Below are 26685 nucleotides of genomic sequence, written 5' to 3' on the forward strand. Positions count from 1 at the left end.
ATGATGGCAAGGGGAGCCAAACCTGGGGTGGCCCAGCAAGTGGCAGCAAATGCCGGTCGCTGGTGGCGCAACAGCGGCAAGCTCCTTAACGCCACCCTCACCATTAGATGGGCTGACCAACTTGGAATGCCCAGGCTCGTCTAACCTCAATCTCTCGAACCGCCTGGTGCGGACCCGCATGCCGGGTGGTGTGGCAGGGGTGCGATCACATCGAGCGCCCCCTATGCCGATTTCAGTCAGCCCACGCCCCTTGTGTATGGCCGATGCACGTGCAAGTTTCCCCTGCAGAGATCGGGAGGGCACCATGCAGACAGTCACACTTCTTGCGTTCGCAGTCGTTTCCTTCGTGGGTATTGCCACGCCGGGGCCGACCGTACTCCTGGCAATGACCAACGGCTCCCGCTACGGTGTCAGGCGTGCCGCTGCCGGCATGGTTGGAGCGGTGCTCTCGGATTTTGTCCTGATCGGCGCCGTTGCGATCGGTCTCGGGGCACTGCTCGCGGCTTCCGAATTCTGGTTCTCGGCCCTGAAGTACGTTGGGGCAGCCTATCTGGCGTTTCTCGGGATCATGATGCTCTGGTCGAAAGGCACGATCGATGCGGCGTTGAGGCAGGGGGCGGCGGATGCGGGCGGGACGCCGGTTTCGATCGCGTTGAAGAGCTTCATGGTCGCAGTCACCAATCCGAAGGGCTACCTCTTCTTTTCGGCCTTCCTACCGCAGTTCATCGATCCGACCGGCCTGCAGGCAACGCAGTATGGCGTGCTGGCACTGGTGTTCGCCTCCCTCGATTTCATCATCATGCTGGCCTATGCCGTGTTCGGCGTGCAGGCCGTCCGATTCCTCACGACGAACGGCGCGTTGTGGCTTGAGCGCGCCTGCGGCTGCGCGCTGTTGGCGTTGGCCGGTTCGCTTGCGCTCTATCGTCGGGCGGCGGCCTGATTTAGGGCAGTGATACGTGTCCGACACGATAGATCTGGCCTGAACCTGCAATGAGCGGCGCCGATCGGCGCAAGCTGAAGCGCACCAGCGTCCAGTTGGTCGGCTCGAAGGCCGAAACCGAGGCCAGGACGTCGGCCTGTCGTGCTTCTCGTTGCGCCTGCCTGACCTCCACGTCTCTGATCTCGGCGAGCGCGGAATAGGGCTCGATGGCGACTATCTCTGTGGTAACGAATTTTGCCTCTGCAATCGCGGAGGCGGTTTCCGCGTGCCATGCGATCCAGGTCTTCACGCGAGGCCAGCCGAAGGACTGCATCAGTCCCTCGAAGCCGGTGCCGGTAAGAAAGTCGCTGGCGCGCTCCGGCTGCTGCCAGAGATAGAAGGGCGCATAGAGGTTTTCGCGGGATCCGAACTCGCCTCTGCGGGCACTGAGGTAGGCCTTGAAGCCGAGACCGGGAAATCCGTCCAGCATCGGTCCCTTGTCGCGGATGCGCCGGTCGATGATCGACATGTCGTAATCGGCCGGAAGGGTGAAGCTGTACTGCATCGCCATCATGAGAGGATCTCCACCGGCTCAAGCCAGTCGACGTTGCGGCCGGCTTCGGTTGCCTGAATACTGAGATAGCTGAACGGGCTGTCGTGTCCGGCGCCGTGCCAATGCTTCTCGCCGGCGGCGAACCAGACAGCATCTCCGACCAGCAATTCGTCGACTGCCCCACCTTCGCGTTGCGCCAGACCCTTGCCTGATAGAACATAGAGCAGCTGCCCGCGCGGATGCCTGTGCCAGCGTGTGATCGTGCCCGGATCGAGCGTCGCCCGCATCGCCGTGTTCTCGCCGTCGGCTGTTCCTTCCAGCAGCATCTCCACCCAGAAGGGTGCGGTGGCAATATCAACGGGCGAGCGGACGGCATTGCCCGGACGCTGGATCGTCATACGTTCAGGGTTGCCCATCATGCCGCACTCCCGAAGGCGCGGGCTTCCCAGCCGGGTTCGCTCATCTGCGCCTTTCCGTCGCCGAACGACCATTCATCCGGTGATGTGGTGGTGACGACGATCATGATGTCTTCCGGCCGGATTCCCGGCGATTGTCCGAGAAGCTCGGTGGCCCGCTTGAAAAAGGCCTGGCGGGTCTCGGTCGAGCGCGGCTTTCCGGCGGTGATGGCGAAAAGCACGAAGTCGTCGGAACGCGGTCCGGCAAGATAGTTGCGGTCGAAGATCAGTTCGCCCGGTTCATGCTGGTGGATGATCTGGAAACGATCGGCGGGCGGCACGTTGAACGTCTCGACCATGGCGCGATGAATGCTGTCCGCAACAGCGCGCAAATACTCCGGCGACTTGCCGCGCAGTAGAGAGATACGAACAAAAGGCATGGCGAGTTCCTTTGAGTGAATTCTTGACAGGAGAAGCATCGCACGCCACGATAATGCTGAAAATCAGAATTGTTTGAACATACGATTCACAAAAACGGGACGAAAGTGATGCGACGGACGATCTTCGATCTCGATGTTCTCAGAACCTTTGCGACCGGAATGGAGCTCGGCAACTTCGCGCGAGCGGCTGACCGGCTCGGCCGCTCGACCTCGGCGGTCAGCGCTCAGTTGAAGAAGCTCGAGGAGCAGGCGGGCACGCCGATCTTCCGCAAGGCGGGGCGCGGCCTTGCGCTCACCGATGCCGGCGAGACGATGCTGGCCTATGCGCGGCGGCTGCTGGAACTCAACGACGAAGCGGCTGCAGCGGTAAAGAGCATCGAGCTCGAAGGCTGGGTGAGGCTCGGATTGCAGGAGGATTTCGGCGAGGTCTTGTTGCCCGACGTGCTCGGCCGTTTTGCGCGCGCGCATCCGAAGGTCCGCATCGAGGCGCGCGTGGTGCGCAATGTCGAACTGATCGAGCGCGTCACATCAGGAAAGCTCGATCTGGCACTCGCGTGGAGCGATGGCACGCTGACGCCGCATTGCGAGCAGATCGCCGAAGTCCCGATGCGTTGGATCGGGCCGGCGGAAGCAGCTGTTGACTGGAGCCTCGGCGGCGGCGAACCGATGCCGCTCGCCTCGCTGGAAGCCCCGTGCCTGTTGCGCTCCGCGGCGACCAAGGCGCTCGACGCGGCGGGCATTCCGTGGCGGCTTGCCTTCGTCAGTCCGAGCCTCGGCGGATTGTGGGCGGCGACGGCCGCTGGGCTCGGCATTACCATCCGCACACCGATCGGGCTGCCGCGAAAGGTCAAGCCGCTTGTCGCAGACGCAGCCGGCTTGCCGGAGCTTTCCTCGCTCGGTCTCGTCCTGCATCGCGCCGAGGCGGAGCCTGGGCCGGCGACGGCGCGGCTTGCGTCCATCATGTTGCAATCGGTGCGGGAGGCCGTCGCTGATGTCGTGCCGCAGGCAGTCCGCCCGGCGGCAAGAGCCTATGCCTGATATTCGCGCTGCGCGTTGCGGCGGATCGCTTGCGGTGGCTGGCCGAAAGCGCGCAGGAATGCGCGTCGCATCCTCTCACGATCCGCGAAGCCTGTCTCCGTGGCAACGACGTCGATCGGATGCCGGCCCTGTTCCATCATCAGCCGGGCCGCCTCGAGGCGCAGGTTCTCCACCGCTTTTGCGGGCGATTGCCCTGTCTCGGCGCGGAAGGTCCGACTGAACTGGCGGGGGCTGAGCGCCGCTGCTTCTGCCAGTTCTTCGACGGATAGCGTGTTCTTCAGGTTGCTGCGCGCATGGGCCAGCGCCTTCTGGATCCTGTCCGATTTGGGTTCCAGTTCCAACAGCGCGGAAAACTGCGACTGGCCGCCGGCCCGGCGGTGGTAGACGACGAGCTTGCGGGCAACGGCGCGGGCGATGTCGGCGCCGTGATCCTTCTCAACCATGGCAAGTGCCAGATCGACCCCGGCTGTCATGCCCGCCGAGCTCCAGACAGAGCCGTCGATGATGAAGATGCGATCCTCCTCGAGCCTGACCTTGGGGTAGCGCGATTGCAGCTCTCGAGCGAGCAGCCAATGCGTCGTGGCGCGCCGGCCGTCCAGCACACCCGCGTCGGCAAGCAGAAATGCACCGGTGCAGATCGAAGCGACGCGGCGGGAGGCGGCAAGCGCGTTGCGGATGAATTCGCCTTCTCGTGGGGTCGGCAGCTTGATGCCGACGGCGCCCGACACCAGCAGCGTATCGAAAGTGGGGTCGTCGAACCGCGTCGTCTCCATCGTGACGCCGAAGGAGCCGCGCACCGGCCCACCGGTCTCGGAGAGATAGGCGATGTCGTAGACCTGTTCGCCGAGTTCGAGGTTGGTGAACTCGAAGGCGGAGATGGCGGCGAGGCTCATCATCTGAAAGCCGGGAAAGAGCAGGACGGCAATGCGCTGCATGGCTCGAAACTCCGTTTGTCCTAAAAGGTTGTTTATATGACATTCAAGACATTGGCAATCAGGCGTAAGACTCTCCTCAGGCCAACAGCAGGCGCTGTCGCCCAACACGGAGAACGACAATGACCGAGCAGCACAAAGGAACCGCACTCGTTACGGGCGCATCATCGGGGATCGGCGCCATCTACGCCCACCGGCTCGCAAAGCGGGGTTACGATCTCATTCTAGTCGCGCGCAATGCCGAGCGCCTTTCCGAGCTTGCGACCAAGTTGACCCGGGAGACGGGCAGGACGGTTGAAACGGTGCCTGCCGATCTCGGCAACAAGGCTGATCTGGCGCGTGTCGAGGCGGTGTTGAAGAACGACCGCAGCATCACCCTTCTGGTCAACAATGCCGGCGTCGGCGGCACCGCGCCGCTGCTGGCCTCCGATGTCGACAAGATGCAGGCGATGGTCGATCTCAACGTTACAGCGCTGATGCGGCTGACCTACGCAGTCGTGCCCGGTTTCACGGCCCGCGGCGGCGGCTCGATCATCAACATTGCGTCGATCGTGGCGATCGCGCCTGAAGTTCTGAATGGGGTCTATGGGGCAAGCAAAGCGTTCGTTCTTGCTTTCAGCCAATCGCTGAAGCACGAGCTGGCGGATAAGAATATCCGCGTTCAGGCGGTGCTGCCGGGGGCGACGGCGACCGAATTCTGGGGCATTGCCGGTACGCCGGTCGAACACCTGCCGACCGAGATCGTCATGCAGGCGGAAGACATGGTGGATGCGTCTCTTTCCGGCTTTGACCAAGGTGAATTCGCGACGATCCCGGCGCTCGAGGATGCCGGATTGCTGAAGGCCTACGAGGATGCACGCCAGGCGCTGATGCCGAACCTGTCACGGTCGGCACCCGCGACGCGCTACAAGGCTGCGTAGCGTAAGAGACGGGGTGGGCAGGCTTGTTCTGCCTCTACCCGTGCCGGGCCAGTGCGCCGGCGAAGATATCGGCGTCGACGTTGCCTCCCGAGGTGACGACGACGACGTTGTCTTCCTCCATCTCATCGCCGTGGAACAGCGCTGCGGCAAGGGCGACCGCGCCGCCCGGTTCGACGACAATCTTCAGCCGCACAAAGGCTATCACCATGGCGCGAAGCGCCTCCTCGTCTGTCACGACGATACCGGGGCCGGCAAGGCGCTGCAGGATCGGGAAGGTGATATTGCCGGGCTGTGGGGTAATGATCGCATCGCAGATGGAGCCGGTCATCGCCGCGTTGCGCTCGATCTTGCCTGAGGCCAGCGACCGTGTCGTATCGTCGAAGCCTTCAGGCTCGCAGGGACGCACGCGGAACGCAGGCGCGCTAGCCTCGAGCGCAAGCGCGATCCCCGACGTCAGGCCGCCGCCGCCGCAGGGCACCAGCACCTCGGCAGCCTTGATGCCTTCCTCTTCCGCCTGTTCGGCGATCTCGAGACCCGTCGTGCCCTGGCCGGCGATCACCTGGGGCTCGTCGAACGGCTTGATCAGGGTCAGCTTGCGTTCGCCCGAAAGCTTGGCGCCGATGGCGTCGCGATCCTGTGTGGCGCGGTCGTAGAGCACGACTTCGGCGCCGAGGGCGCGGGTGTTGGCAATCTTCAGTTTCGGGGCGTCCGACGGCATGATGATCACCGAAGGCACGCCATGAAGCTTGGCGGCGAGCGCCACACCCTGCGAGTGATTGCCTGACGAGAAAGCGATGACACCGTGCGCGCGTACGGCCGAATCGAGTGCGGAAACGGCGGACCAGCCTCCGCGGAATTTGAAGGAGCCGGTATGTTGGAGGCACTCGGCCTTCACGAACACCCGCCGTCCGGCAAGCTCGTCGATGAAGGGAGAGGAGAGAAGGGGCGTGCGGCGCGCATGTCCGCGCAGACGGGCGCGGGCGGCAACGATCATTTCAATGCTGGTCATAGAGACTCTTTCGAATGACGGTACGCCCCTGCATAAGGCTACACGTGATGCTTGTGAACGACGACTTTGTCACCGTGACACGAAAAGCGCCATACTACGCGCCAGCATCAACGGCGACTACCTCCGCGCTCGCATCCGACAATCAGTATCCGCCGGCGGAGCCCTCGGAGGCGCGGCTGTCCATCGCGCCGTTGTAGCGTGCGCCGCCACCCTTCTCGATATCGGCGAGGCTCTTTCCGCCGACAAGGATGCCGGCGGCCTGCCCCCATTGCGGCGGGCCGCTGCCGTCATCCAGTGTATGGCCCATGGCGATCAGCGCCCGGATCGTATCAGGCGAGAGCGTGTAGGGCTCGAGATAGATCTTGTCAGGCTGCCATTGGTGGTGAATGCGTGGGGCGTTGACCGCCTGGCTGATGTCCATGCCGAAATCGATGACGTTGAGGATCGCCTCGAGGGTGATGGTGATGATGCGCGATCCACCGGGGCTGCCGATGACCATGAAGGGCTTGCCGTCCTTGGTCACGATCGTCGGGCTCATCGAGGAGAGCGGCGTCTTCTTCGGTGCAATCGCATTGGCCTCGCCCTGAACGAGACCGTAGAGGTTCGGAACGCCAGGCTTCGAGGTGAAGTCGTCCATCTCGTTGTTGAGCAGGATGCCGGTGCCGGGCGCGACAACGCCAGCGCCGAAGGAACCATTCAGCGTATAGGTGACCGCGACGGCATTTCCTTCATCGTCGATGATGGAATAATGCGTGGTCTCGACGCTTTCCTTGGCTCCGAGCGGCTTCAGGTCGGCCGACGTGCCGGATTTATAGGGATCGATCTTGGCGCGGATCGCCTTGGCGTAGCTCTTGTCGAGCAATGTCGACATCGGGTTCTCCACGAAGTCGGGATCGCCGAGGGCAGCGTTGCGGTCGACATAGGCATGGCGCATCGCCTCTACCATCAGGTGAACCGTCTCAGCAGAACCGTAGCCGAGGAAGGAGAGCGGGTAATCCTCGAGCACGTTGAGGATTTCGCAGATGATGACGCCACCGGAGGAGGGGGGAGGCGAGGAGATGATGTCATAACCGCGGTAGCTGCATTCGACGGGCTTCAGTTCTCGCACCGCGTACTGCTCGAAATCCTCCTTGGCGAGAATGCCGCCCTTCGCCTGGCTCGTCTTGGTGATCGCGTCGGCCGGCATGCCCTTATAGAAAGCGTCGGGCCCTTTGTCGGCGATGCTGGAAAGAACGGCGGCGAGGTCGGGTTGCACCAGTTTTTCGCCTGCGGCGTATGGCTTTCCTTCTGCTTTCAGGAAGATCTTTGCAGCGGCTTCATCCTTCGCAAGCCTCTTGGCGCTGCCGGAAATGTTGGCCACGTCGCCTTGTTCCAGCGTGAAGCCTTCCTTGGCGTAGCGAATGGCCGGCGCCAGCAGATCCTGTCGCGACTTCGTGCCGTATTTTTCTCGCGCCGTCTCGAAGCCCATCACGGATCCGGGCACGCCGACGGCGAGATAGCCGTCGAGGCTGGCGCGGGGAACGATATCGCCCTTGGCATCGAGATACATCGTCTTGGTGGCTGCGAGCGGCGCGCGCTCGCGGAAGTCGAGAAATGTCATCTCCCCGTCCTTCAGCCGGATCGTCATGAAACCGCCGCCGCCGATGTTGCCGGCCGTCGGATAGACGACGGCGAGGGCGTAGCCAACGGCAACCGCGGCATCGACGGCATTGCCGCCGTTCTTCAGCACATCGACGCCGATGTCGGTCGCCAGATGCTGGGCGGTTACGACCATGCCATGCTCGGCTTCAGCGGGCGCGGGCGAGGCGGCGAACGCCGACGGTGCAAGCGAGAGCGACAGTGCGGCGGCAACCGCGAATATTCTGATGTTGGGCTGATCCATGACTTCCCTCAAAGCATGACGGTGCGATGGATATGGGACGCAACGAGCGCTCGGCAATGCACCGCGCTCAGCAGTGGTGTGTGTTCCGTTGCTGAAAGGTTAGTTTTCGGTTGCGACGGGCCCGGACAGGCTGGCTGGATCGCCGAAGGGCGCGACAATGTCTGTTGGCCGCGCGGGCTTTTCATGCCCCAGGCGGTGCTCGGCCTGGCGGGCGGCGGCCTGGAGGTCGCGAGCGGCGCCGCCGATCTTCTCCATGGCGGCAATGGCGACGTCGGTGACCATATAGTCCGGCTTGTGGCCGAGGCCCTGTATCTTCACTAGTTCGGAGCCGGCGATATCACGGGCCAGCCCCTGCGAATGAATGTGTTCCCAGACGATGGCATCGCTGTCACCGGTGATGATGACAGCAGGTGCGGTGATCCTGGAATATTGCGGAGAATGCGCCTTGAGGTAAGCCAGCAGGCGGGTGCAGTCGATGGCGTTGTTGTAGAAGGCGCGCGGACGCAGCGCCAAGGTGGGGCCTGTCTTCGCGATATAGTCTTCCGGGCGCGGATTGGGACGGAAGACGTTCATCGTCGCCTGCTCCAGCCGTCGCAAACCTAGCGGCACGACAATGGCGTGGGTAAAGAGCCAGCCGAGCATGGGCATTGCAGCCAGGTGATAATACCAATCGATGCCGCCCGGCCAGGGATGAGTCGCGGGGGCGAGAAAGAGCAGGCCTTCCGTCTTGTCGGGATGGCGCACGCCGAAGGCGGCCGCGATGGCGCCGCCGAAGGAGTGGCCAACGATGACGGCTCGTTTGATTCCCCGCTTCTCCATCAGCGTTGCGATCGCATCCGCCTGTCCGGACGGCAGGGCATTCTCGGGACCGCCGCGTTCCGAGTAGCCATGACCCGGCCGGTCGACGAACAGCATCTCGGCGCGGCCGTGAAGCGGTCCCAGGAAGGCGCCGACTTGATCGAGCAGGTTGCCGCCTGCTCCATGGATAAAGACCAGCGGCGGTAGATCGGCGGTTTCGGGACGTGGAACATGGACGGCATTCAGCTGGTAACCGCCGATATCGGTACGTTCGCCAATGTTGGGATAGTTGGCCTCGAACTGCCGTTCCATGTAGACGGAGTAGCCGACAGCGGCGGCAACAGAGGCAATGAAAGCGGAGGCTTCGGCAAGCATGGCAATATCTGCTGAAATCACGTAACCGAGGCTAAGATTGGGCTGCGCGCGCCGCCGTCAAGATCAGGTGCGGCTGCCGGCCAGCTTTTCGGAGAGTGTATTCATCTGCTCCTGGGCGCTTCGATTGGCAGGATAGATCGCCAGGAAACGCTCCCAGGCTTTCAGGGCCAGCGCGTCGTTGCCCGTTTCCATTAGAATGGCGGCCATGCCGGAGAGCGCGCCGAAGTGGCGGGGCTCGATGTCAAGCACGCGCTCGATGTCGGACATGGACTTGCGATAGTTGTCATTGGCGTAGTTGAGCGTCGCCCGGCGATTCCAGCTCTCTGCGTAATCCGGCTTGAGGGCGATCGCCTGATCGAGGAAGTCGAGGGCGGCGGCGGTGCGCTTCTCCTGGATCGCCTTGTCGGCCCACTGCATCAGGAGATTAACGGTCGCGCTGCCCGAGTCGTTCCACTCGGTACGGATTTCATCGGCGATACCGCTTGCTTTGTCAGGGTCGCGCTCGCGCTTCAGCTGTTCGAAGAGCTGATTCACATGCTGCTTGGGTGAGAGGTTTGCGTCCGGCTGCTCGACGATGACATCCTTGTCCGCAGCTGCGGCAGGGAAAACAGGAGCGAACAAGAAAAGGGACAGCGGCAACGCCGCGCAGGTCATAGCAAAAAAACGCATGGCGGACATAGTAGCCCGCCATCGCTGAAGATCAAAGCAATTTGATTTGATTGCAGAAGCAATCCCCGGACGGCGGGCGCAGAATGCCACGAAGCCGTACAGGCGCGCTATATCAGCCCTGACGAGCCTTGTAGCGCGGATTCAGCTTGTTGATGATGTAGATGCGGCCCTTGCGGCGAACCAGGCGGTTGTCACGATGACGAGCCTTGAGCGACTTGAGCGAATTCTTGATCTTCATTGTTTTGATCCGCGATGTTTGAGGGGGAATTCACATTCGCCCGTATCTATTACATTCAAAAGCGCGCTCAGGGCGCGCTCTTCAGGTTGGGCGTGCAGATAACCCGACGGTTCCGCTGTGTCAACCACATGACGGTGTTTTTCCCGGGGCCGAAGCGGCTTTTGTCAGGGAAAAACCGGCAATTTTGCGGTCAACGTGGTGACGTGGCCCATCTTGCGGCCGGGGCGGGATTCCGTCTTGCCGTAGAGGTGGACCAGCGTGTCGGGTCGCTGCAGCCAGTCGGGCAGGGCCAGAATATCGTCACCGATCAGGTTCTGCATGACGCAGTCCGAGTGGCGGTCGGCATTGCCGAGCGGCATGCCGGCGACGGCACGGATATGCTGCTCGAATTGCGAGACAACGCAAGCGGCTTCCGTCCAGTGACCGGAGTTGTGGACACGGGGCGCCATTTCATTGGCGATCAGGCTGCCGTCCGCGAGCACGAAGAATTCGATGCCGATGACACCGACATAGCCGAGCGCCGCCAGGATCTTCTCGGCGGCTTCGCTGGCGGCGGCTGCCGTTTCCGCAGCGATGGACGCGGGTATGGTCGACGTGTGCAGGATGCCATTGCGGTGAATGTTTTCGGCTGGGTCGTAGCAGGCGACGGTGCCGTCGGCCGCGCGCGCCGCGATGATCGAGATCTCGCGCTCGAAGGCAACGAAGCTCTCGAGAATGAGCGGCACGTTGCCGAGTGCTGCAAAGGCGCCATCCGGCGCATCGGCTGCGGAGCGGAATACTCTCTGTCCCTTGCCGTCATAGCCGAGGCGGCGGGTCTTGAGAACGCCGCGTCCGCCGAAGTCCTTCAGGGCCGCTTCGAGATCGGCTTGGCTGTCGACCGCGTGGAAGCCCGCCGTCGGGATGCCGCATCCATTGATGAAGCGCTTTTCGACCAGCCGATCCTGTGCGGCCTCGAGAGCCTTCGGCGGTGGATAGACCGGGACCTTGCTTGCAAGGGTTTCGGCGGCGGTTACCGGGACATTCTCGAACTCATAGGTAACGACGTCGCAAGCCTTCGCAAGTTCGGCCAGCGCTGCAGGATCGTCGTAGGCGGCGACGATCTGTCCGTTGGCGACCTGCGCTGCTGGACAGTCGGCCTGCGGTTCCAGGACGACGGTGCGGAAGTTCAGTCGTGCAGCGGCCATGGCAAGCATGCGGCCGAGCTGGCCGCCGCCAATGATGCCGATCGTTCTTACTGTCATAGGTCGTCCATCGGATATTCGGCTACCGCGGCGCTCTGGCGCTCGCGCCATTCGTCGAGCCGGTCGGCAATCTCTTCGTCCGACAATGCCAGTACGGCTGCTGCCAGAAGAGCAGCGTTGATCGCACCCGCCTTGCCGATGGCAAGCGTGCCGACCGGGATGCCGCCCGGCATCTGGACGATGGAAAGAAGACTGTCCTGACCTGACAGTGCCTTGGATTGGACCGGGACGCCGAAAACTGGCAGCGGCGTCATGGCTGCGGCCATGCCGGGAAGGTGGGCCGCGCCGCCGGCGCCAGCAATGATCACCTTGAAGCCTTCATCGCGGGCGGACTTTGCGAAGTTCACCAGGCGATCCGGTGTGCGGTGGGCCGATATTATGCGCGCATCATAGGGAATTTCGAGCGCCTCCAGCGTGTCGGCGGCGTTCTTCATGGTCTCCCAATCGGACTGGCTTCCCATGATGATGGCAACGGATGGTCTGTCTGTCATCGTCACGGCGTTCCCTTCAGGCGATGATGTCAGGGATGATCTGGTCTTCCAGCTTGGACAGCTTGTCCTTGATGACCAATTTCTTCTTCTTCATGCGCTGGATGCGCAATGCGTCGCATCCAGTGGCAATCATGGCGTTGATGGCGGCGTCGTAATCCTCGTGCTCCTGGCGCAGTCTTGCGACCATGAGCCTGATTTCCGCCTGTTCCTGATCGGCCATTTTGCATTCCCCATAACCGTCTTCGGACATCGTCCGTTCTGCCGATAATTTCCGCAAGCTCCTATCACCAATTGGAGGTAACGGCTAGCGGCTGTTCGTCATGATTTTGCCACGTGTTCTCCTTGCTTTCACCTTCGACAAGGCTTCAAAAATATGTCACAGTCGAAGGGTTGACGCCTTGGATCTCCGGCGGTGTTGGCCGGGGAGAGGTAAGAGGAAGGAAGGGTCAAATGACTGTTCAAGCTCATCTTGAGTCACTCCAGAAAAAGCATGTTGCTCTCGAGGAGGAGTTGCATTCGCTTATGACATCCCCCTCCCGAAACGATAATGAAGTAGCTGAGTGCAAACGCAGAAAATTGCGGATCAAGGACGAGATTGAGCGCCTTAAATCATCCTTCCATTGAGTAGGATGCAATAAATCAACGAACGCGGCCCTAGGCGAGGAGGGCAAAACTCCAATTTCACCAAAAGCTTAGACCAGTTCGTGCTCGACAGGCGGTTATGGCGCCGGCTCCGACGGAAAGTCGCGAGCCGGCGTCCTTCGTTTGAGCGGTCGGGCTAGGCCCAGAACTGATCGAGCCAGAGATTGAGCCTGTCGAAGCCGCGATTGTTGACCGCATAAATGCGTCGGGTGCCTTCTGCGGTCACCGAAACCAGATTGCAGTCCAGCAGCGCCTTGAGGTGCTGGGAGACGGCGGGGCGGCTGATCGGCAACCCCTCGGCAAGTTCGCTCACGGTCTTCGGCGCGCGTCGCAACTCCTCCAGCAGGAAGCGCCGGTGAGGGTCGGCTATCGCGGTGAAGGGATCCACGTTCGACATAGCGAAAACGCTACGTCAAACGGCGCAATCGGGCAAGGAAATTGTGCGACGCAACGAAACCCAAAATTGTCAGAATCCCAAGCCTTCCTTCGCGATCAGGACGGCGGCAATGAGCGCCATGGCGTACATGAAAGGGTAGAAGATCGCGGGCTTCATCCGGCGCACGCACCAGGCGCCGGCAATCGTCGCAAGCGGCGCGAACGGCAGCAGCGTGGCCGATGTGGAGAGGTTCTGCGTGTCGAGCTGGCCGAGCGCGAAGTAGGGTATGAGCTTGACGGCGTTGAGAATTGCGAAGAAGCGGACGCTGGTTCCCGTATACTCCCGTGGCTGCATCTGCAGCGGCAAGGCATAGATCTGGAACGGTGCTCCGCCGGCATGAGCGACGAAGCTGCCATAGCCGGACAGGCTCCCCCACGTCGTCGCAAGCAGCGGCCGTTGGGCTCGAGGCGGCGTATGCTTTCCGGCTGCCGGGCCGAAGTTGTTCCAGAAGTAACGAAGGCAAAAGAGGATGGTGACCGCGCCGATGACGACGCGAAGCGCACTGCCTGGAACGAGCGCCGAAGTCGCCCAGCCGAGCCCGATGCCGAACAATGCGCCCGGCAGCATGATCTTCAGCGTTGTCCAGTCGCCGTGTCCGCGCCAGATCACGAGCGAGATCATGTCCATGAAAACGAGGATCGGGAGCAGGATCGCGGCGGCCTGAACGGGCGAGACGACGAGAGCGAGAAACGGCAATCCGATCAGCGACAAGGCATCACCCATGCCGCCTTTCGCCAATCCGACGAGGATGACAGCAGGAACGGCGGCGTAGTAAAATGACAAGTCCATCGGCATGCTTTTGAAATCCTCCACTTGCCAGTCCCGTCTAACGGAACTACTCACACGAGACGAGTGCAGATAGGCCGCAAAACGACCTGTCCTGCTGTAAATGGAAAGAGTTCATGACCGAACCGGAAAACCGCTGCCGCCTAGTTCTGATCGCGCCCGACATTGCCGATGTCGACGAGCAGGCGAAGATCGTCGGCGACGCCTTGAAGGGCGGTGATGTCGCCTCGGTGATCGTACCGCAATACAGCCTCAATGACGGCGAGTTCCAGAAGCACGCCGAGAAGCTGGTTCCCATCATTCAGGAGTCAGGTGCGGCCGCACTGCTAGCGGGCGACAGCCGCGTCGTCGGGCGCAGCAAGGCGGATGGCCTGCATCTGACCGGTCCGGCGAGCGAAATTTCCGAAGCGATCGACAAGTATGCCGACAAGCTGATCGTCGGCGGCGGCAATGCCGCTGATCGCCACCATGCGCTGGAGATCGGCGAGGAGCGACCGGACTACATCTTCTTCGGCAAGCTCGACGGCGACATCAAGCCGGAGGCGCACCCCAAGAACCTCGCGCTCGGCGAGTGGTGGGCTTCGATGATCGAGATCCCGTGCATCGTGATGGGCGGTACGGATCCAGCTTCCGCACTGGCCGTTGCCGAAACCGGCGCGGAGTTCGTCGCGCTGCGGCTGGCGGTTTTCGCGGACGCCGGGCGTGCGCCGTCCATCGTCGCCGAGATCAATGCGCTCTTGGACGAAAAAGCGCCACGGTTTGAGGATTGATATCGCGCTCATGCCGATCCTAGCCCGTCATCTGCGCCTGTCCGCTGCCTTTACTGTCGCCATTTTGGTGGGATTTACCCATGGCGCTTCGGCCCAGGTTGTCGACAATGTCGTGACACGGCCACTGGCGACCGCCCCAGAGTCGCTCAAAGCCGGGCGGCCGCAGACCGATGGCACGGGACCCTCGACGGGCGTTGGCGTTTTCGACCGCATGGGTGCGAAGTTGCCGGACCTGCCGCCGGAAAAGGATTATAAGGGCGTTGTCGATGAGGCCTACGGCGCCTATCAGCGCGGCTACTATCTGACGGCGATGGAAAAGGCTCTGGCCCGGGCACAACTCGGCGATCCGGCAGCGCAGACGCTTATGGGTGAGCTTCTGGCGGACGGGCTGGGCGTCAAACGCGACATGAAGAACGCGGCCTTCTGGTACAGCAAGGGTGCGGAAGGCGGCGACGCTGCAGCAATGTTCAAATACGCGCTGATGCTGATCGAGGGCCGGTACGTCAAGCGCGACAAGGCCAAGGCCGACGAATACATGCACAAGGCGGCCGATGGCGGAAATGCTTCGGCGCAATTCAACTGGGGCCAGATCCTCACGACCGACAATCCCGGCGACAAGGGATTGAAGCTTGCCCTGCCTTATTATGAGAAGTCTGCCGAACAGGGCATCGCCGACGCGCAGTATGCGGTGGCGGAGATTTACGCCTCGCTGCCCGACTTGCCGGAGGAAAAGAAGCAGCTGGCGCGCGAATGGATGGCACGTGCTGCGCATGCCGGCTTCGACACCGCCCAAGTCGATCTTGGCATCTGGCTGGTCAACGGTCAAAACGGCCCGCGCGATTTCGTCAAGGGTTTCCAGTGGCTGAGGCTTGCCGCCAATCGTGGCAACGTCGTTGCGCAGAACAAGCTCGCGCACCTCTATATCAACGCGCTTGGAACCAAGCCGGATCCTGTCGAGGCCGCGAAATGGTATGTCCTGTCGCGCCGCGCCGGTCTGCCCGACCCGGAACTTGAAGACTTCTATCTCGGCATCGAGGACGACCAGCAGAAGGCGGCCATCGATGCTGCCAACAAATTCCGCCGGCTTCAGTGATTTAACCCCTGAAAGGCTCTGAACGGACCGGCGGCTCGTGCCGCCGGCTTTCTGTCTCAGGCGAGATAGCCGCCGTCGATCGTCAGGCTGGCGCCGGTGATGAAGGACGCTTCTGAACTTGCGAGATAGGCCGCAAGGCTTGCAATTTCGCGGTCTTTTCCCATGCGACCGAGGGCAATCAACCCCTTCAACATCTCATTGGCATGCGGATCGGTATTCATGTCCGTCTCGGTAGGCCCGGGCTGGATCGTGTTGACGGTAATGCCGCGCGGGCCGAGATCGCGCGCGAGGCCGCGCATCATCGCAGCGACTGCGCCCTTGGTCATGCTGTAGACAGCGGATGTCGGAAAGCCGCTGCGTTCCGCGGTCACGCTGCCGATGGTGATGATCCGACCGCCTTCATGCATATGTTTCGCTGCGGCCTGCGTGCCGGCAAAGACGGCCCGCACATTGACGGCGAACATGCGGTCGAAGTCCTCCAGAGGGAAGGTTTCCAAGCTATTCAACAACAGGATTCCTGCGTTGTTGACGAGAATGTCGATGGAGCCAAAGTGATCGGCAGCCTTGTCGATGGCTCGCTGCAGTGCTGCGGCATCCGCGCTGTCGGCTTGAATGGCAAGTGCCCTGCCGTCCTTCAACTCGATCTCAGCTTTGATTGCTTCAGCTTTCTCCTTGGAATTGGCAAAGGTGAAGGCGACTGTGGCGCCATCCATGGCCAGCCTGCGAACGATCGCCGCGCCGATGCCGCGTGAGCCGCCGGTCACGATTGCGACCTTTCCTTCAAGTGGTTTCGTCATTTTCATTTCTCCTTATTGGACTGTTTAATCTAGAATAGGGTGCGGAAAATCAGCGCTCTTCGATTGGGCTGTTATCGAAGGCTGCGGATTGCGAGACTGGCGATGGTGCGCAGGGTTTCGGGGCTTGCGCCGTTGCGGGCGCTGACTTTCATGCCGGATAGGGTGGCACCGAGAAACTGGGTGGCGGTTTCGGGATCGATTTCCGCCGATAGCTGGCCTTTCCTCTGGCCATCCTTCAGCAGCGTGAAGATTGCCTTGGCAAGCATTGCCGAGGCGCTGTCAGTCAAGGTCGCCACATCTGCGTCGGTGCGGCCAAACTCGCAAATCGCGCTGACGCCGAGGCAGCCCTTCGACGCCTCCGAGGCAGGTCGAGATGCGAAGGCGAACAGGGCAGCCTCCAGGGCATCAAGCGGTTGCGCGCCGTTTTGCATGTCCGCGATGATGCGCAGAATACTGTCGGTATTGTAACGCTTCAGAGCCTGGAGGTAGAGACTGCGCTTGTCGCCGAAGGTATCATACATGCTCTGCCGGCTGATCTTCATCGCCGCAAGCAGGGTGTCGGTGGAGCTGCCCTCATAGCCATGCTGGGAGAAGACGCCGATCGCAGCGTCGAGAGCATTGTCTTTGTCGAATTCCTTGTGCCTTGCCATGGACACGCAAATAGCAATTCCGGATCAATCTGTCCAGAAATATTTGAGTCGCATTTCTCCGTCGGCGTCGTGGTTCTACGGTCTCCTCTTGAAATTTTCCCGATTTTGTGGTCTTGAGGCCGCCAATCTTATCGAGCGCCGCCTTCTCCGGCGATCAGGGACCTTTCCCACCCTGACAGCGCATACCGTTTACCGCTCAAGGAAAAGTGCTCACATGGCTCGTTCAGCTCTCCTCAATGTCATGGTTCAGGCTGCCATCAAGGCAGGCAAGTCGCTGGGACGTGATTTCGGGGAAGTGCAGAACCTGCAGGTCTCGGTGAAAGGCCCGGGCGATTTCGTCTCGAATGCCGACCGCAAGGCCGAAAAGATCGTTAAGGACGAACTGCTGAAGGCCCGCCCGACCTATGGCTTCCTCGGCGAAGAGAGCGAGGAAATCAAGGGCACGGACGGAGCGCATCGCTGGATCGTCGATCCGCTCGACGGCACGACAAACTTCCTGCACGGCATCCCGATGTTTGCGGTATCGATCGCGCTCGAGCGCAACAATGAAATCGTGGCTGGTGTCGTCTTCAATCCTGCGACGGACGAACTCTACACCGCTGAACGCGGCGGCGGCGCCTTCCTGAACGATCGCCGTCTGCGTGTCGGCGCACGCCGCGTGCTGTCTGATTCCGTCATTGCCTGCGGCGTGCCGCACCTCGGCCGCGGAAACCACGGCAAGTTCCTCGTTGAACTCCGGCACGTCATGGGCGAAGTTGCCGGGATTCGTCGCATGGGCGCGGCGTCGCTCGATCTCGCCTATGTGGCTGCAGGTCGGTTTGATGGCTATTGGGAAACTGCGTTGTCGGCCTGGGATATCGCTGCGGGCATCCTGCTCATCCGCGAAGCCGGCGGCTACGTGTCCGATTGGGAAGGCGGCTCGTCCATTCTCGAGACGGGCTCGGTGGTTGCAGGCAACGAGTATATCCAAAAGGCATTGCTTGAAGTCGCCAAGCGCCCGATCCCGGCTCGGTAAATCGCTGTTGTAAAGGCACGGTTTTCGTTCCGCGCATACTTCAATTCGGCACAATGTTGCTCTAGTCTCCGGCTGAAATGAATCCGGAGGCTGCGGAACCTATGGAAAATGTGAATGTGGCTGAGTTCGGCTCGACCGAAAAAACCACGGGTAATTACAGCTATAAACTTTCCAGTCCGATGCCGTTTCTTTGGACGATGGTGCTGTTTCTGATCATCGTCGGGTTCATCGCAGCCATTCTTTTCCGGCAGACGCAGACCGCTTTCATGCACAATCCGGGCCTTAACGGTTTGATCCTCGGCGTATTGGCGGTCGGTATCATCCTCGTCTTCAGCCATGTGCTGTCGTTGCGCCCGGAAGTACGGTGGTTCAATTCGTTCCGCGCTGCAGGCAGCGCCGACAAGGTCGGCCGCAATCCGAAGCTGCTTGCTCCGATGCGGACTCTGATCGGCAGCCGCAGCGCTTCGGCGGGAATCTCGACGGCGGCGTTTCGCTCCATTCTCGATTCCATTGCCAACCGCCTCGATGAATCGCGCGACGTGTCGCGCTACCTGATCGGCCTCCTCGTCTTTCTCGGCCTGCTTGGTACGTTCTGGGGTCTTATCGGCACGATCGGTTCGATCAGCTCGGTTATTCAGACGCTCGACGCGGGTTCGAACGGTTCGACCGATGTTCTCGGAGCGCTGAAGGAGGGGCTTTCGATGCCGCTTTCGGGCATGGGCCAGGCATTCTCGTCGTCGCTGCTTGGCTTGTCCGGCTCGCTCATCTTGGGTTTCCTTGATCTGCAGGCAGGCCGTGCTCAGAACCGCTTCTACATGGAGCTGGAGAACTGGCTTTCGTCAGTGACCGACGTCGGCTCCGATGTGGCGATCCCGACCATCAATCCCAACTCGGCGGTCTCACCGGACGACGTTCGGGCGCTCTCCGAATATATGCGCCGGATCTCAGAGGAAGGCAGCGGCGGCACCCAGAGGTCGGTTGCGGCAATGGCAAACCTTGCCGAAGGCATTCAGGGCCTAGTCAAGAACATGCGCAATGAACAGCAGATGCTTCGCGACTGGATCGAGGCGCAGCAGGACGAGACGAAGGCGATGCGGCGCACGCTCGATCGCCTGGCTGAGAGGATCGGCTCGCAGGAAAAGCACGGCTCAGGCGAACGCTCTCAACGCATGCAGCAACCCGAAAAGACCGAGGGCAAGTAAGCTATGGCTCTTGCCCGCAATCGTCGCCCCCAACGCGCGGTGGACTACTGGCCAGGTTTCGTTGATGCACTATCGACACTGCTGATCTCCATCATGTTCGTGCTGACCGTCTTCGTGGTCGGACAATATATCCTGAGCCGTGAGATTACGGGCCGGGACGAGGTGTTGAATCGGCTGAACAGCCAGATCAACGAATTGACGCAGCTTCTCGCCCTGGAGAAGGGAAGCAAGCAGGACCTCGAGGATAGCGTCGCCAATCTGCAGGCCTCCCTAGCGTCCGCCGAGAGCGAAAGATCCCGCCTGAAGGCGCTCCTTGATGCTGGGTCGGGCGGACAAAGCGCTGCGGAAGCACGTGTCGGCAACCTGACGAAGGAACTCGACGAACAGAAGCAGATGAGTGACCGGGCGATGAGCCAGGTCGAGCTTCTCAACCAGCAGATCGCCGCCTTGCGCAGCCAGATCGCCGCTGTCGAAGCTGCTCTGCAGGCTTCCGAGCAGAAGGATCAGAGTTCGCAGGCGAAGATCGCCGATCTCGGACGGCGCCTGAACGTCGCTCTTGCGCAACGCGTGCAGGAGCTCAACCGCTACCGGTCAGACTTCTTCGGGCGCCTGCGCGAGATCCTGTCCGACCGCGAGAATATCAGGATTGTCGGCGACCGCTTCGTCTTCCAGTCGGAAGTGCTGTTTCCCTCGGGCAGTGCGGATCTCAATCCGGACGGGCAGGTCGAGATGGCAAAGCTTGCGACGGCGCTCCTCGACGTTGCCAAGGAAATTCCGCCTGAGATCAACTGGGTACTGCGTGTCGATGGGCATACGGACAATGTGCCGCTCGCGGGCACCGGACGATATGTCGATAACTGGCAGCTGTCGTCCGCACGTGCGATCTCGGTCGTCAAGTTCCTGATTTCCCACGGCGTGCCGGCCGACCGTCTCGTCGCCGCCGGCTTCGGCGAGTTCCAGCCGATCGCACCAGGCGACACGCCCGAGGCGCGCGCAACCAACCGTCGTATCGAGCTCAAGCTGACCGAGAAGTAGGGTTACGCGACGCCCGACCGAACGTCGGTGAGGCGATCCATCAGGAAACAGCGCACCGCCGGGCTGTCGCTGAGGCCGATTGCCGAAAGGTAGGCGGCCTCTGCCGCCGGATAGTCTCCAACTTCCGTCAGCAAGTGCGCGCGAACGGCCCAATAGGGCTGGTAGGCTCTGACTTCCTTTGCGTCCATGGCGTCGAGAGACGCCAGCCCAGCTTTGGGTCCCTTCGTGCGACCGAGGACGGCGGCACGGCTGACGCGGGCGCCGATCGTCGGCTGCATCATCAGCAGCGCATCATACAAGATCACGAGAGCGTCCCAGTCCGTCAGGCCTGTCAGCCGCCGGGCGGCATGAACGGATTGAATGGCGGCCATGCACTGGAACGGACCGAAGCGGTTGGCGGCGCCTGCCTTGCGGAGCAGCGTGTCGGCTTCGGTGAGCATGATCGCATTCCAGCGATCCGTCGACTGCTTGTCGAGCGCGATGTACTCGCCCTCGGCATTGTGCCGCGCGGCACGTCGACCCTCGCAATAGAGCATCAGGGCAAGCAAACCGATCACCTCTGGCTCTTCGGGAAGCATTGAAAGCAGCGCCCGGCAGAGCCAGATGGCTTCGCTGGAAAGGCCACTGCAACCGCCATCGGCGCCATCGAGATTGTCCCAACCAAGCCCGTAGGCCGCGTAGATTGCGGAAAGAACGGCGGACAGACGCTCGGGCAGCGAGTGTCGATCGGGTATGGCAAACCCGATGCCGGTATCGCGAATGTTCGCCTTGGCCCGGACCAACCGCTGGCCCATGGCGGCAGGCGAAACCACGAAGGCCTGCGCGATTGCTTTTGCGTCGATGCCCAACACGACTTGCAGCATCAGCGGCGTGTGAATGCCTTTGTCGATTTGCGGATGAGTGCAGGCGAAAAGCAGCTTCAGGCGTTCGTCGGGCAACGCGTCTGTGGCCACTTCGTTCATCCTCGCCTCGGCCTCCTCGAAGGCCAGGACGATCGTTGGTCGCGCATTCTCGCGAACGGATCGACGGCGTGCAGCTCGCATGAGGTTGCGCCGCGCAGCGACCAGCACCCACGCCTCCGGCCTGTCGGGGATGCCGCGTTCCGGCCAGACCCGCAGAGCATCGACGAGCGCTTGTGACAACGCATCCTCGGCGGCCGGCAGATCGCGGGAGCGGGCCGCCAGGAAGGCGACCAGCTTGCCATAGGATTGACGCGCCACCCTTTCGGCGACGCGTTCGGCTTCGACCGTCATGTCCGCCTCACATCTGAAGGCGAGGGCGCACTTCGACCGAACCTTCTGCGGAGACCGGAACCCGGGTCGCCCATTCGAGCGCCGTATCGAAGTCGGGTACGTCGATCAGATAGAAGCCTCCCAACTGCTCCTTGCCCTCAGGGTATGGACCATCCTGCACGTCGTGGTCCTCGCCCTTGCGCCGCACCACCGTGCCGGTTTCGGGCGCGGTCAGGCCGGCGCCGCCGGTCATGATGCCGGCTTGGATCAGAGCCTGCGTGTAGGCGATCCAGCCGTCGCGGTAGGTGGGATCGGCGCGGCGGGCAAAATCCCGCGACGATTCGCGAACGATGAGCGCGTATTGCATGTGTATTCCTCCAGAATGGTTGTGTTGACCGGCGTGCAGGCATCTAAGAACCAAAAGCAGAAAGCTGCAACGCTTGGGGGATCGGCGGTAGACCGTTCCGAGAGAATGAGACTCGGCGTTGGCTCATTTCGACATCCGGCCAAAAAAATTTCACGGCGGAAAAGTGGCGTTGTCGCCGGGCGGGGCTCCGCGTAGGCTCGTGTCGTTTGGGGGAGAATGCTTTGATTGAATGTGATGTGCTGGTCATCGGCGCAGGACTTGCCGGGCTTGTGGCGGCGGCGGAGGCAGCGGAGCGCGGACGGAAGGTCTGCATCGTCGAGCAGGAGGGCGAACAGAGCGTCGGTGGGCAGGCATTCTGGTCTCTGGGCGGGCTGTTCTTCGTCGACAGCCCTGAACAGCGGCTGCTGGGCATTCGCGACAACCTCGGCCTGGCGCGACAGGACTGGATGGGGTCCGCGTCATTCGACAGGCCGGAAGACTATTGGCCGCGTCGCTGGGCAGAGGCCTATCTGGAGTTCGCCGCAGGCGAAAAGCGTTCATGGCTTTATCAGCAGGGAATGCGCTGGTTCCCGGTGGTCGGTTGGGCCGAGCGGGGAGGCGGCTTGGCGCACGGCCACGGAAACTCCGTACCGCGCTTTCATGTGACCTGGGGAACCGGGCCGGCTGTGCTTGCCCCCTTTGTTCGCCGCGTGCGCGAAGCGGAAGCGAAGGGCCTTGTTACGCTTCTGTTCCGGCATCAGGTGGATGATCTTCTCGTTCAGGACGGCGTCGTCTGCGGCGCCCGCGGCTCGGTCCTTCAGCCCGATGCTTCCGTGCGAGGGCGGGAGACAAACCGTATGTTTTCGGCGCTCTTCGAGGTTCGGGCCGGCGCGACGATCGTCACATCAGGGGGTATCGGGGGTAATCACGACGCGGTGCGCCGGAGATGGCCGGTCGATAGGCTGGGGCGGCCCCCGGCCGAAATGGTCGCCGGCGTGCCCGCCCATGTAGACGGTCGAATGATCGAGATCGCCGAGCGTGCTGGCGGGCGGGAGATCAATTCGGATCGGATGTGGCACTACACGGAGGGCGTGAGGAATTGGGACCCGATCTGGCGCAATCACGGCATACGCATCCTGCCGGGTCCCTCCTCCTTCTGGTGCGACGCCTGGGGTAACCGCTTTACTCCGCCAGCGATGCCCGGCTTCGATACGCTGGGGACTCTGAAGGCGATCTGCGCAACCGGGCAGGACCACAGCTGGTTCATCCTGACCAAGGCAATCATCAAGAAGGAGTTTGCCCTTTCCGGTTCCGAGCAGAATCCCGATATCACGGGCAAGGATATCCGCCTGCTTCTCAAGCGGTTGGGCAAGGAGCCGCCGGGGCCGGTTCGTGCGTTCATGGACAAAGGCGAGGATTTCGTCGTTCGCGACACGCTGGAATCGCTTGTCGACGGCATGAACGGGTTGACGGGTGAAAAACGTGTGGATGCGAGCCGCCTCAGGACGCAGATTGAGGCGCGCGACAGGGAGATCGCCAATCCCTTTGCCAAGGACGCACAGGTGGTCGCCATTCGAGGGGCGCGGCGCTATCTCGGGGATCGCTTGATGCGGACGGCCAGGCCGCATGCACTGCTTGACCCCAGGGCCGGGCCGCTCATTGCCGTGCGGCTGCACATCCTGACACGCAAGTCGCTCGGTGGTCTGGAGACGGATCTATCCGCGCGCGTGATCGGCCATGGTGGCGATCCGGTTCCGGGGCTTTATGCGGCGGGTGAAGTGGCGGGTTTTGGTGGTGGAGGTATGCACGGATACAATGCGCTCGAGGGAACCTTCCTCGGCGGCTGCATCTTTTCCGCCAGGGTAGCCGGGCGGGCAGTTTAAAGGCGGCGTTTGTGGCGCCGCCTTATGTGATCAGGCCTCAGCCTTCGTCGTGTCGACGACTTCTGCGCCGGGAGAATTCTTCTTGATGGATTCGATGGCGCTGAGCGCCGATGCCTTGGCTTTATAGCCTTCGGAGCCGAACATGGCTTCGCCATTCGGAGCTTTGAAACGGAAACGGAACTCGCCAGCCTTGTCCTTGTAAACTTCGAACTTATACATCGATTTTTCTCCCGGAATCAGGATGTTGTCCTATCTGCAGGTGCAGCCTAGAACAAAAAACGCAACTATTCCATCGGGATATTTGCGCGCTTTGCAACCGACGCGACTGACGGGCCGTCAGGGACGACATACGCCCCTGATGTATAGGTCTTACGGTTTGAAGATCGAGAAGACCGACGAAAACTTGTTGATCAGGTAGGGCGCAAAAGAGCACCAGGCCGGAATAGAAGAAGTTGGCGCCCTTCGTCATATCGGGGATCTCGTTGCCGCTGGCGAAGCGATGGAGGAGGCAAGGCCAAAGCCGACATAGAGCATCAGGATCGCGACGGTTCCGACAAGCGCGATAAAGCGGCTCGAGCTCGCCTTCATCATCGTGACGGTGAGAGGGACTTGCCCTGCTGCGAGCGCATTGCCGGCGGCATCAATGGCGTTTCCGGCCGTATCAGTCTTAGTCAAGGCGACTTCCTCCGACAAGGCATCGGTGAGCGACCAATCCCGGGCCTCCCGCAGCGAGCGATAGCACAGCAGCATCGATATGACGACGGCTACGGCGACGAGAACGACTAGCATCTGGGCAAAGCTTATCGAGTTCAACTGAGCCTCCCCTCAGAACGCGACGACATGGCGTTCACCCATAAATCGGGTGTAATCTTTGCGTGCATTATGTCAATATACACGCAAAGATTACACGCCGTTGCAACCGGCGGAGGCCGGGGGTCGAGGAAGAGCGTGTGGTCAGGCAATCATCTTGCAGCGGCGAGAAAGTCCCCGGCGCCGGTTTCGAACTGCAGCCTCGCAAGCTTGGCGTATATGCCGCCCTCCCTGATGAGGCTCTGATGTGTTCCCTCTTCGACAACGCGTCCCTGATCCATGACGAGGATACGGTCGGCCTTCAGCACGGTCGCGAGGCGATGGGCGATGACGAGCGTGGTGCGGCCGGTCATCAACCCGTCGAGGGCCTTCTGCACAAGCGTTTCGCTTTCGGCGTCCAGGGCCGACGTCGCTTCGTCGAGAAGCAGGACCGGTGCGTCCTTGAGGATGGCGCGGGCGATGGCGATGCGCTGGCGTTGACCGCCGGAAAGCGTGATGCCGCGCTCTCCCACCTCGGTGTCGTATCCCTTCTCCAAACGAGCGATGAATTCGTCGGCCTGTGCAGCGATCGCGGCGGCCCGCACCTCTTCGCGGCTTGCCTCGGGACGGCCGAAGGCGATGTTGTCGTGAATGGAAGCCGCAAAGATCGTGACGTCCTGGGGCACGATCGCTAGGCGCTTGCGCAGTTCGTCGGGGTCGCTGCTGCGTGCATCCACTCCGTCGATCATCACGGCGCCCTTCTGCGGGTCATAGAAGCGCAGCAGCAGCGAGAAGACGGTGCTTTTTCCGGCGCCGGAGGGGCCAACGATCGCGACGGTTTCGCCGGGAGCGACGCCGAAATTCAAGCCATGCAGCGCGGATCGCTCCGGCCGTGAGGGATAGGCGAAATGCACGTCGGTAAACTGGACACGGCCTTGCGCCGGAGCGGGCAAGGCAACGGGCGCAGGCGGTGCGGAAATCGGGGAAACCTCGTCGAGCAATTCCGTCAGCCGATCGGCCGCTCCCGCGGCCTGCGAGAGCTCGCCCCATACCTCGGAGAGTGCGCCGAGCGAGCCTGCGGCAATGACGGAGTAGAGAAGAAACTGGCCAAGAGTGCCTGGCGACAACGTGCCGGCGAGGACGTTATGGGCGCCGACCCAGAGAACGGCGACGACGCTGCCGAAGATGAGGGTAATGGCGATGCCGGTCAGCAGGGCGCGCGAGCGAATTGCGGCCCGGGCAGCGTCATAGGCGGTTTCGACGGCCATCCCGTAACGCGAGGCGGCGGCATCCTCGCCCCCGAAGGCCTGGACGGTACGGCTGGCCGCAATCGTTTCGTTGGCGAAAGCAGAGGCGTCGGCCAGCGTATCCTGAGCCGAGCGCGAGCGCTTCCGGACGGAGCGGCCGAAGCCGACCAACGGAAAGACGATCAACGGGATCGCACCGATCACCAGGCTGGACAGCTTTGGCGACGTCACGATCATCATGCCCATCGCGCCGAGACAGAGAATGAGGTTGCGCAGGGCGACGGAGGCCGTCGCGCCGACAGCCGACTTGATCTGCGTCGTGTCCGCCGTCAGGCGCGAGACGATCTCGCCGGACTGGTTGACGTCGAAGAACGAGGGAGACAGGCGCGTGACGTGATTGAAAACATCGCGGCGCAAATCGGATACCACACGCTCACCAAGGGTGATGACGAAGTAGTAGCGAAGGGCGCTCGCGATGGCGAGCACGATCGCCATGATCATCAGCATCAGGAAATAGCTGTTGATGAAACTGCCGTCGGCCTGTGTGAAGCCATGGTCGATCATGCGGCGGACGGCGAGCGGCAGAGCAAGCGAAGTGACAGCGGCAAGTGCCAGGGCGGCAAGCGCCCCTGTGACCATGCCGCGATAGTGCATCACATAGGGTGTCAACCTGCCGAGCGGCTTCAGCGAACGAGACTTCTTTTCCTCGGGTTGCCCTGCGTATGCCAATTCGTCTCCGATCGCCTTCGACACCGCTCATCCGCGGCTGATGGCTCTTGTTATCCTGCCGGCCTTCATGTATAGGCAGCCCATCCTAATGGGAAGCCGTAGCCTTTTGCGTCTGCGGCTTCATTTATTCAAT

At 61.8% G+C, this 26685-nt stretch carries 31 protein-coding genes; 10 read left to right on the forward strand and 21 right to left on the reverse strand.

What is annotated here, in order from left to right:
• Window positions 1-304: 304 nt before the first annotated feature.
• Window positions 305-940, forward strand: coding sequence for a LysE family translocator (locus AF71_RS18655; protein ID WP_169682573.1), 636 nt, complete (start codon window positions 305-307; stop codon window positions 938-940).
• Window position 941: 1 nt separating this feature from the next.
• Here the strand turns inward: AF71_RS18655 and AF71_RS18660 are convergent, their stop codons facing one another.
• Genes AF71_RS18660 through AF71_RS18670 form a run of 3 tightly spaced genes read right to left on the reverse strand, consistent with a single transcriptional unit; the run spans window position 942 to window position 2307 of the window.
• On the reverse strand, window positions 942-1493 hold the full coding sequence (locus AF71_RS18660) for a DUF4865 family protein (RefSeq protein WP_169682575.1): 552 nt from the start codon (window positions 1491-1493) through the stop codon (window positions 942-944).
• Window positions 1490-1891, reverse strand: a complete 402-nt coding sequence (locus AF71_RS18665; protein WP_169682578.1) for a cupin domain-containing protein — start codon at window positions 1889-1891, stop codon at window positions 1490-1492. The genes AF71_RS18660 and AF71_RS18665 overlap by 4 nt, the downstream gene beginning before the upstream one ends.
• The gene (locus tag AF71_RS18670; protein WP_018858905.1) at window positions 1888-2307 is read right to left on the reverse strand and encodes a tautomerase family protein; all 420 of its coding nucleotides are present in this window, start codon (window positions 2305-2307) and stop codon (window positions 1888-1890) included. Before AF71_RS18670 ends, AF71_RS18665 begins: the two co-directional genes overlap by 4 nt.
• A 108-nt stretch (window positions 2308-2415) precedes the next feature.
• On the opposite strand from AF71_RS18670, the gene AF71_RS18675 reads away from it, so the two are divergent.
• Complete coding sequence (locus tag AF71_RS18675; protein ID WP_018858904.1) at window positions 2416-3345, forward strand: LysR substrate-binding domain-containing protein; 930 nt, start codon at window positions 2416-2418, stop codon at window positions 3343-3345.
• Here the strand turns inward: AF71_RS18675 and AF71_RS18680 are convergent.
• Window positions 3336-4280: a GlxA family transcriptional regulator gene (locus AF71_RS18680; protein ID WP_025660863.1), complete on the reverse strand. Its 945-nt coding sequence runs from the start codon at window positions 4278-4280 to the stop codon at window positions 3336-3338. The genes AF71_RS18675 and AF71_RS18680 overlap by 10 nt on opposite strands.
• A gap of 119 nt (window positions 4281-4399) precedes the next feature.
• On the opposite strand from AF71_RS18680, the gene AF71_RS18685 reads away from it, so the two are divergent.
• Window positions 4400-5197, forward strand: a complete 798-nt coding sequence (locus AF71_RS18685) for an SDR family oxidoreductase (RefSeq protein WP_169682580.1) — start codon at window positions 4400-4402, stop codon at window positions 5195-5197.
• A 34-nt stretch (window positions 5198-5231) separates the two neighbouring features.
• Here AF71_RS18685 and AF71_RS18690 read toward each other — a convergent pair whose 3' ends face one another.
• The 8 genes from AF71_RS18690 to AF71_RS18725 all read right to left on the reverse strand — a co-directional run bounded on the left by AF71_RS18690 (window position 5232) and on the right by AF71_RS18725 (window position 12120).
• Window positions 5232-6206 (reverse strand): threonine/serine dehydratase, encoded by a 975-nt coding sequence (locus AF71_RS18690; RefSeq protein WP_018858901.1) that lies wholly within the window; start codon window positions 6204-6206, stop codon window positions 5232-5234.
• A 142-nt stretch (window positions 6207-6348) separates the two neighbouring features.
• Window positions 6349-8088, reverse strand: a complete 1740-nt coding sequence (ggt, locus tag AF71_RS18695; RefSeq protein ID WP_169682582.1) for a gamma-glutamyltransferase — start codon at window positions 8086-8088, stop codon at window positions 6349-6351.
• A 99-nt stretch (window positions 8089-8187) separates the two neighbouring features.
• Complete coding sequence (locus AF71_RS18700; protein ID WP_169682584.1) at window positions 8188-9261, reverse strand: alpha/beta hydrolase; 1074 nt, start codon at window positions 9259-9261, stop codon at window positions 8188-8190.
• A gap of 63 nt (window positions 9262-9324) precedes the next feature.
• Window positions 9325-9939, reverse strand: coding sequence for a hypothetical protein (locus AF71_RS18705; RefSeq protein WP_112646231.1), 615 nt, complete (start codon window positions 9937-9939; stop codon window positions 9325-9327).
• 103 nt (window positions 9940-10042) lie between these two features.
• Window positions 10043-10168: a type B 50S ribosomal protein L36 gene (gene ykgO / locus AF71_RS18710; RefSeq protein ID WP_003582204.1), complete on the reverse strand. Its 126-nt coding sequence runs from the start codon at window positions 10166-10168 to the stop codon at window positions 10043-10045.
• A 164-nt stretch (window positions 10169-10332) separates the two neighbouring features.
• Window positions 10333-11409: a 5-(carboxyamino)imidazole ribonucleotide synthase gene (locus tag AF71_RS18715; protein WP_018858897.1), complete on the reverse strand. Its 1077-nt coding sequence runs from the start codon at window positions 11407-11409 to the stop codon at window positions 10333-10335.
• A complete protein-coding gene (purE, locus tag AF71_RS18720) occupies window positions 11406-11900 on the reverse strand; it encodes a 5-(carboxyamino)imidazole ribonucleotide mutase (protein ID WP_018858896.1) in 495 nt (164 codons plus the stop codon). The genes AF71_RS18715 and purE overlap by 4 nt, the downstream gene beginning before the upstream one ends.
• A gap of 16 nt (window positions 11901-11916) precedes the next feature.
• A complete protein-coding gene (locus AF71_RS18725; protein ID WP_025660870.1) occupies window positions 11917-12120 on the reverse strand; it encodes a DUF465 domain-containing protein in 204 nt (67 codons plus the stop codon).
• A gap of 230 nt (window positions 12121-12350) precedes the next feature.
• Here AF71_RS18725 and AF71_RS18730 point away from each other — a divergent pair, with 230 nt between their 5' ends.
• On the forward strand, window positions 12351-12524 hold the full coding sequence (locus AF71_RS18730; RefSeq protein WP_018858894.1) for a DUF465 domain-containing protein: 174 nt from the start codon (window positions 12351-12353) through the stop codon (window positions 12522-12524).
• A gap of 154 nt (window positions 12525-12678) precedes the next feature.
• On the opposite strand, the gene AF71_RS18735 is transcribed toward AF71_RS18730, so the two are convergent.
• Complete coding sequence (locus AF71_RS18735; RefSeq protein ID WP_018858893.1) at window positions 12679-12939, reverse strand: metalloregulator ArsR/SmtB family transcription factor; 261 nt, start codon at window positions 12937-12939, stop codon at window positions 12679-12681.
• Between the two features lie 69 nt (window positions 12940-13008).
• Window positions 13009-13773, reverse strand: a complete 765-nt coding sequence (locus AF71_RS18740) for a sulfite exporter TauE/SafE family protein (protein ID WP_018858892.1) — start codon at window positions 13771-13773, stop codon at window positions 13009-13011.
• 107 nt (window positions 13774-13880) lie between these two features.
• Here AF71_RS18740 and AF71_RS18745 point away from each other — a divergent pair, with 107 nt between their 5' ends.
• Window positions 13881-14534 (forward strand): thiamine phosphate synthase, encoded by a 654-nt coding sequence (locus AF71_RS18745; RefSeq protein ID WP_112646227.1) that lies wholly within the window; start codon window positions 13881-13883, stop codon window positions 14532-14534.
• A gap of 10 nt (window positions 14535-14544) precedes the next feature.
• Window positions 14545-15627 carry a tetratricopeptide repeat protein gene (locus tag AF71_RS18750; RefSeq protein WP_018858890.1) on the forward strand — a complete coding sequence of 361 codons (1083 nt, stop codon included), beginning with the start codon at window positions 14545-14547 and terminating at the stop codon, window positions 15625-15627.
• A 56-nt stretch (window positions 15628-15683) separates the two neighbouring features.
• Here AF71_RS18750 and AF71_RS18755 read toward each other — a convergent pair whose 3' ends face one another.
• Both AF71_RS18755 and AF71_RS18760 read right to left on the reverse strand, forming a co-directional pair.
• Window positions 15684-16424 carry a 3-oxoacyl-ACP reductase family protein gene (locus AF71_RS18755; RefSeq protein ID WP_113471231.1) on the reverse strand — a complete coding sequence of 247 codons (741 nt, stop codon included), beginning with the start codon at window positions 16422-16424 and terminating at the stop codon, window positions 15684-15686.
• Between the two features lie 71 nt (window positions 16425-16495).
• The gene (locus AF71_RS18760) at window positions 16496-17074 is read right to left on the reverse strand and encodes a TetR/AcrR family transcriptional regulator (RefSeq protein ID WP_018858888.1); all 579 of its coding nucleotides are present in this window, start codon (window positions 17072-17074) and stop codon (window positions 16496-16498) included.
• A 214-nt stretch (window positions 17075-17288) separates the two neighbouring features.
• On the opposite strand from AF71_RS18760, the gene AF71_RS18765 reads away from it, so the two are divergent.
• The 3 genes from AF71_RS18765 to AF71_RS18775 all read left to right on the forward strand — a co-directional run bounded on the left by AF71_RS18765 (window position 17289) and on the right by AF71_RS18775 (window position 20326).
• Window positions 17289-18089, forward strand: a complete 801-nt coding sequence (locus AF71_RS18765; RefSeq protein ID WP_018858887.1) for an inositol monophosphatase family protein — start codon at window positions 17289-17291, stop codon at window positions 18087-18089.
• A gap of 101 nt (window positions 18090-18190) precedes the next feature.
• Complete coding sequence (locus tag AF71_RS18770) at window positions 18191-19291, forward strand: hypothetical protein (RefSeq protein WP_018858886.1); 1101 nt, start codon at window positions 18191-18193, stop codon at window positions 19289-19291.
• Between the two features lie 3 nt (window positions 19292-19294).
• The gene (locus AF71_RS18775) at window positions 19295-20326 is read left to right on the forward strand and encodes a peptidoglycan -binding protein (protein ID WP_025660877.1); all 1032 of its coding nucleotides are present in this window, start codon (window positions 19295-19297) and stop codon (window positions 20324-20326) included.
• A 2-nt stretch (window positions 20327-20328) separates the two neighbouring features.
• Here the strand turns inward: AF71_RS18775 and AF71_RS18780 are convergent, their stop codons facing one another.
• Window positions 20329-21579: a DUF6596 domain-containing protein gene (locus AF71_RS18780; RefSeq protein WP_169682586.1), complete on the reverse strand. Its 1251-nt coding sequence runs from the start codon at window positions 21577-21579 to the stop codon at window positions 20329-20331.
• Window positions 21580-21586: 7 nt separating this feature from the next.
• Window positions 21587-21925 carry a YciI family protein gene (locus tag AF71_RS18785; protein ID WP_025660879.1) on the reverse strand — a complete coding sequence of 113 codons (339 nt, stop codon included), beginning with the start codon at window positions 21923-21925 and terminating at the stop codon, window positions 21587-21589.
• A gap of 221 nt (window positions 21926-22146) precedes the next feature.
• Between AF71_RS18785 and AF71_RS18790 the strand changes: the two genes are divergently transcribed.
• Window positions 22147-23787, forward strand: coding sequence for an FAD-binding dehydrogenase (locus AF71_RS18790; protein WP_018858882.1), 1641 nt, complete (start codon window positions 22147-22149; stop codon window positions 23785-23787).
• Window positions 23788-23817: 30 nt separating this feature from the next.
• On the opposite strand, the gene AF71_RS18795 is transcribed toward AF71_RS18790, so the two are convergent.
• The 3 genes from AF71_RS18795 to AF71_RS18805 all read right to left on the reverse strand — a co-directional run bounded on the left by AF71_RS18795 (window position 23818) and on the right by AF71_RS18805 (window position 26552).
• The gene (locus AF71_RS18795; RefSeq protein WP_018858881.1) at window positions 23818-24006 is read right to left on the reverse strand and encodes a YegP family protein; all 189 of its coding nucleotides are present in this window, start codon (window positions 24004-24006) and stop codon (window positions 23818-23820) included.
• Window positions 24007-24252: 246 nt separating this feature from the next.
• Window positions 24253-24600, reverse strand: coding sequence for a hypothetical protein (locus tag AF71_RS18800; protein ID WP_018858879.1), 348 nt, complete (start codon window positions 24598-24600; stop codon window positions 24253-24255).
• 149 nt (window positions 24601-24749) lie between these two features.
• Window positions 24750-26552, reverse strand: coding sequence for an ABC transporter transmembrane domain-containing protein (locus AF71_RS18805; protein ID WP_169682654.1), 1803 nt, complete (start codon window positions 26550-26552; stop codon window positions 24750-24752).
• Window positions 26553-26685 lie beyond the last annotated feature (133 nt).

The sequence above is a fragment of the Rhizobium sp. 57MFTsu3.2 genome (assembly GCF_012932765.1).
Lineage (GTDB): Bacteria > Pseudomonadota > Alphaproteobacteria > Rhizobiales > Rhizobiaceae > Rhizobium > Rhizobium altiplani.